Below are 5,267 nucleotides of genomic sequence, written 5' to 3' on the forward strand. Positions count from 1 at the left end.
GTGAAGCGATATATCCAGAATCAGTCAGGAGGCGCTATCCCTCCCCACCGTATAGACGGTGGGGAATCCCGCGCCTTACGTTGAGGTGGGGATCCCTGCTGTAAAACCTGCACTTGTGGCAGGGGATGCGGTGCCTTTGTCGAGCTTGATGCAAGAAGTCCGCGACTGCTGTGGCCACCGTCCACAACAGCAAGGCCAGCAACAGCCATGCGACGGCTCCGCTTAGAGGCGGCGGAAGAGATCTCACCCAGGGCACAGGGGATAGCTTGGTAGTCCCACACTAAAGTGCGGGGCGGAGAAGCCCGCCAGCAACTTAAGTTGCTCTCCCTTCGCGCCAGCGGGCCGGAGGCCTTAGCAAGCACCTGCTACGGTGGAAAACCTGAGCAGTGCAGAGCGTGGGGGCGTTGCTTAGCAAAGTAAGCAGAACCTTAGGGCTTTACCCTAGGGAAGTGGGTAGGGGCGTCTTGACAGCGCCTTTACGAGCCTGCTTGTGGACTGCGTAAGAATCCTCCGACTTTAGTCGGGGGAGTGTCAAAACAGGGTTAGGCTTAGCCAGATAACGGCCTGCTCCTCCCCCAGAGAGGAAAAGGCTGGCAGTGAGAGATCTCCCTGGCCCACGCTGAAACTCCAATCTAGTGGGTTTTGGAAGGGGAGCGCAGGGTGTGCCAGGGTGGAGATACAGGCGATAATAGCTTCAGCAACGTGCCCTACTGGGATCCTCTGCGATGGAAGCCTTCTTCGAGTTCCTTTGGTCTGCCTCGGCCGTTTTGCTGGTGATACTGGTGTTGTTGCATAGCCCCAAAGGGGATGGGCTGGCGGGCATCGGCGGCCAAGCTCAATTGTTCTCCAGCTCCAAAAGCGCCGAGCAGAACCTCAACCGCATCACCTGGACGGTAGCCACCCTCTTCCTCTCCATCAGCGTGGTGTTGGGGGCAGGCTGGCTCTCGGCAGCCACAGGCCCCTAGGGATCCCTGTCATCGTGGCGGTCATCTACTTGCACGGATTCGGCTCTGGGCCCCAATCGGCCAAGGCTACTTTTTTCCGGCAGCGGCTGCAGCAGCTTGGGATCTCTCTGCAGGTGCCCGATCTCAACCAGGGCAACTTTGCCCAGCTTACCTTGACCCGCCAGATCCGGCAGGTTTCTGAGCAGTTGGCGCAAATGGGCCATCCTCCCGTTACCCTTATTGGTTCTAGCTTGGGGGGACTGGTGGCCGCCTGGGTGGCTGAGCAGCAACCCTGCGTGCAGCGTCTGGTGCTCTTGGCACCGGCCTTTGGCTTTCTGGGCCATTGGCTGCCGCGGCTGGGGGCGGAGGCGGTGGAAAGCTGGCAACGCACTGGGCAAATGCCGGTATTTCACTACGGAGAAGGCCGTCCACTGCTGTTGGAGTACGGCTTTGTCACCGATGCCCAACACTACCCGGATGGGGCGTTGCGCCGGCCTGTGCCCACCCTGGTTGTGCATGGGATCCGGGACGAGATCATTCCTATCCAGGCCAGCCGCGACTACGTGGCCCGTCGTCCTTGGGCGCAACTGGTATCTGTAGAGAGCGACCACGCCCTCACCGATGTGTTGGATCCCATCTGGCAGGTTACCAGCCGCTTTTGTGGCTGGGGGATGGCGACAGAGCAGCCTTGTTGCTAAGGGGATCCCTGTCCCGCGCTTGCCCAACTGTCTATGCAACCCGAAGCGCTCCGCGCCGCTGACGCGACTGCTGGCTTGCTTTTGGATATGGACGGGGTAATCGTGGATTCGGAGCCGATCCACGCCCGCGCCGGAGTCATCGCCCTGCAGCGCTGTCAGATCTCTCTGGATCTGGCTCCCATCTCCCTGCAGTTTAAGGGGCGCACCGACCAGGACATGTTCGAGTATCTCGTAGAACACCTGACGGACACCCCGCCCGTAGAACGATCCCTGCTGGTGCAGCGTTTGATCGAGGAAAAGGCCAAGGCTTTTGGAGAACTACTGGGAGAGGTGCCGCTGGTGCCAGGGGTGCTGGAGTTTTTGGCGGCTAGCCGCCGCCGCTTCTCGGCCCTCGCCCTCACCACCTCGGCCACCCGTCGGGATCAAGAGCAGATTTTCCAGCGCTTTAACCTGCACCGCTGGTTCGACGCCGTGGTTACTGCCGAAGATATTCGGCGGGCCAAGCCCGACCCCGAGCCCTATTTGAAAACGGCTGCCAAGGTGGGCTTGGATCCCAGCCGGTGTTTGGTGGTCGAAGACTCCACCCACGGGATCCGCGCCGCCAAGGGGGCCGGCTGCTTGGCAGTTGGCCTCACCACTGCTTTCACTGCCGAGGAACTGCGCCGGGCGGGGGCCGACGCCGTGGTGGACAGCTTTGCCGAGTTGGCAGCACTTCTGAGCTTGCCTGTATAGGGAGCACAGACCCATGCAGGATCCTCTCTCTCCAGCACCGGTTTTTTTACGGCAGGCCCTGGATCGCTATCCATTTGCCTCGCGGCGACGGGTGGTGATGGGCAAACGGGGAGCCGTGGCCACCAGCCAACCGCTGGCAGCAATGGCGGGTATGGAGATGTTCTGGGCCGGCGGCAATGCCGTGGATGCAGCCGTGGCGATGGCGGTGGCTTTGACGGTGGTGGAGCCGACTTCCAATGGCATTGGTGGCGATGCTTTTGCGCTGGTGTGGGAGGGAGGGGAGAAGGGCCGGCTGTACGGCTTGAATGCTTCCGGTCGCAGCCCAGCTGCCCTGACGCCGGAGCGCTGTGTCGGCCAGATTCCCGCTTACGATTGGTTGGCAGTAACGGTGCCGGGGGCTGTTTCGGCTTGGCAAGCCTTGCACCGGCGCTGGGGACGGCTGCCCTTCGAGCGCCTGTTTGGGCCCGCCCTTCGCTTGGCCTGCGAGGGGTTTCCGGTTTCTCCCCGGATTGCCCAACTGTGGCAGGCGGCGGAGGCCACCTATTTGCCGCTGCCGGATCCCCGCCACGAGGCCTTCAAAGCCGTTTTTTTCCCCCAGGGGCGTGCTCCACGGGCGGGGGAGCGCTGGAGCAGCCCTCTGCATGCACAAACCCTAGCAGAGATTGCCCATAGTGGCGGCGAGAGTTTTTACCGGGGGGAGCTGGCGGAGAAGCTGCTGGCTTTTTCGGATACCACCGGCGGTCTCCTGTCCCGCGCCGACTTGGCAGAACATCGGGCCGACTGGGTAGAACCCATCCATACCGATTACCGCGGCTACACCGTCTGGGAGATCCCCCCCAATGGCCAGGGCATTGCCGCCCTGATGGCCCTCAACCTTTTGGAGGGTTTTGAGCTGGGTCGGATCCCCTACGAGGCCGGCGAGCGCTATCACCTGCAGATTGAGGCGATGAAGCTGGCTTTTGCCGATGTGAGCCGACAGGTAGCGGATCCCGACTATCTGCGGGTGAGTCCCGCCCAAATGCTGGATAAACGTTATGCCCAGCAACGGCAGCTGTTGATCGGTTCTAGGGCCATCCCCTTGGCTCAGCCAGGGCTACCTCAGGGGGGAACGGTTTACTTGGCCACAGCTGATGGCGACCTGATGGTGTCTTTGATCCAATCCAACTTCGACGGCTTCGGCAGCGGCCTGCTGGTTCCAGGGACAGGGATTGCCCTCCACAATCGCGGCACCGGATTTACCTTGGAACCCGGTCATCCCAACCAGGTGGGCCCGCGCAAGCGCCCCTACCACACGATTATCCCCGCCTTTCTTTCCAAAGATGGGATCCCTCTCGGCCCTTTTGGCGTCATGGGAGGGACGATGCAGCCCCAAGGCCATGTGCAGGTGGTGGTGAATCTGGTGGATTACGGCCTGAACCCCCAAGCGGCTCTGGATGCGCCCCGCTGGCGGGTGCTTCTCGACCAAGGGATCCCGCAGGTGGCGCTGGAGAGCACGGCCCCCCCTCAGGTGGTGGGAGAGCTTGCTGCGCGGGGCCACGCGGTGCAGGTGGTGGCTGCAGAAGAGGACTACGGCCTTTTTGGCCGGGGACAGATCATCTTTCGCGATGGGGATCACTTAATCGGGGCTTCCGAACCCCGTGCCGATGGGTTGGCCCTGGCCTGGTAGAAGGATCAGCTCATCACCATGCCACCGTCGATGGCGAAAACCTGCCCGGTGATGTAGGCTGCCGCCGGGTCGGCCGCCAAAAAGCGCACCAGCCCCGCCACTTCCGCTGGGGATCCCAGTCTCCCTAGAGGGATCTGGGCCAGGATGGGGCCGGGATCCAACTTCTCGGTCATCTGGGTGGTGATAAAGCCGGGGGCAACGGCGTTGACGGTGATGTTGCGGCTGGCCAGCTCGCGGGCTGCTGTCTTCGTCAGACCAATCACCCCTGCTTTGGCGGCGCTGTAGTTGGCCTGGCCGGGATTGCCTACCAGGCCCACCACCGAGGTGATGTTGATGATCCGCCCCTGCCGCTGCTTGACCATGATCTTGGCGGCTGCCTTCAGGCAGAGGAAGACCCCCGTGAGGTTGAGATCCAGCACCGCCTGCCAATCTTCCGGCTTCATGCGTAGCAGTAGGGTGTCGCGGGCCATGCCGGCATTGTTCACCAGCACGTCCACCCGCCCCCAGCGCTCCATCACCTGCTCAAAGAGTTGTTCCACCGCCGACGGCTGGGAGACATCGGCGGCCACAGCCATCCCTTCGCCCCCCAGAGCGGCGATCTCCTGCACCAACGACTCAGCCTCGGCGGCGGAGCGGGCGTAGTTGACGACCACCTTGGCGCCAATCGCCCCCAGATGCAAGGCAACGGCCCGGCCAATGCCGCGGCTGGCTCCGGTGACCACTGCCACCTGGTTGTGGAGCGAAGGCAAGGGGAGAAGTTCAGACATAGGCAGCAGCTTCCCGCTTATTTCTACCGCCGCAACAGTATAGGATGCTTTGGCCTTGTCTGGGGCGGGGAGCGGGTTTCTTTGCCATCCCTCCTATGGCCATTCCAACCGCAATGAGACTGCCTGCCGCCTCGATCCCAAACTCCCCTCTCCTTTTGGGAGAGGGGCCGGGGGTGAGGGCTAGCGGCGCCGAGCGCTTGAGCAACCGACTGGGAAGACCCCCTCGCGTTAGCGGGCCGTAGGCCCCAACGGTAGGTGCTATCGCTGCTCGCGCAAGCGAACAGAGTTCCCTAGGTGGTTCAGGGAGAAACCAGTAAACTACCCGGCTCCGACCGCTAAGCAGTACGGAGCGGGCTTAAGCGCTACGCGCCGCTGACGCGAATGGTAGCCCTGCAGTTGGCAAGCCAACCACGGGCCCCCCTCGTTCCCCCCGTATACGGGGGGATGTAAGGGGGGCCGG

5 protein-coding genes are annotated in these 5,267 nt (G+C 62.6%); 4 read left to right on the forward strand and 1 reads right to left on the reverse strand.

The annotated features are described in order from the left end of the window. Positions 1 to 725: 725 nt before the first annotated feature. Genes secG through NW863_RS12140 form a run of 4 tightly spaced genes read left to right on the forward strand, consistent with a single transcriptional unit; the run spans position 726 to position 4,040 of the window. The gene (gene secG, locus NW863_RS12125; protein WP_011431281.1) at positions 726 to 965 is read left to right on the forward strand and encodes a preprotein translocase subunit SecG; all 240 of its coding nucleotides are present in this window, start codon (positions 726 to 728) and stop codon (positions 963 to 965) included. A 14-nt stretch (positions 966 to 979) separates the two neighbouring features. Next, the gene (locus NW863_RS12130; RefSeq protein ID WP_414366649.1) at positions 980 to 1,642 is read left to right on the forward strand and encodes a YqiA/YcfP family alpha/beta fold hydrolase; all 663 of its coding nucleotides are present in this window, start codon (positions 980 to 982) and stop codon (positions 1,640 to 1,642) included. 33 nt (positions 1,643 to 1,675) lie between these two features. Next, positions 1,676 to 2,374, forward strand: a complete 699-nt coding sequence (locus tag NW863_RS12135) for an HAD family hydrolase (RefSeq protein ID WP_414366651.1) — start codon at positions 1,676 to 1,678, stop codon at positions 2,372 to 2,374. Between the two features lie 13 nt (positions 2,375 to 2,387). Beyond that, the gene (locus NW863_RS12140) at positions 2,388 to 4,040 is read left to right on the forward strand and encodes a gamma-glutamyltransferase family protein (protein WP_414366652.1); all 1,653 of its coding nucleotides are present in this window, start codon (positions 2,388 to 2,390) and stop codon (positions 4,038 to 4,040) included. A gap of 5 nt (positions 4,041 to 4,045) precedes the next feature. Here the strand turns inward: NW863_RS12140 and fabG are convergent, their stop codons facing one another. Beyond that, entirely contained in the window at positions 4,046 to 4,789 is a 744-nt protein-coding gene (fabG, locus tag NW863_RS12145; protein WP_414366653.1) for a 3-oxoacyl-[acyl-carrier-protein] reductase, read from the reverse strand. Positions 4,790 to 5,267: the final 478 nt, after the last annotated feature.

The organism is Synechococcus sp. B60.1 (assembly GCF_047462555.1).
Lineage (GTDB): Bacteria > Cyanobacteriota > Cyanobacteriia > Thermostichales > Thermostichaceae > Thermostichus.

Bases quoted from the DNA above. Each gene is read 5' to 3' on its own strand.
- NW863_RS12135 (WP_414366651.1), top strand. From the start codon at position 1,676: ATGCAACCCGAAGCGCTCCGCGCCGCTGACGCGACTGCTGGCTTGCTT.
- secG (WP_011431281.1), top strand. From the start codon at position 726: ATGGAAGCCTTCTTCGAGTTCCTTTGGTCTGCCTCGGCCGTTTTGCTG.
- NW863_RS12140 (WP_414366652.1), top strand. From the start codon at position 2,388: ATGCAGGATCCTCTCTCTCCAGCACCGGTTTTTTTACGGCAGGCCCTG.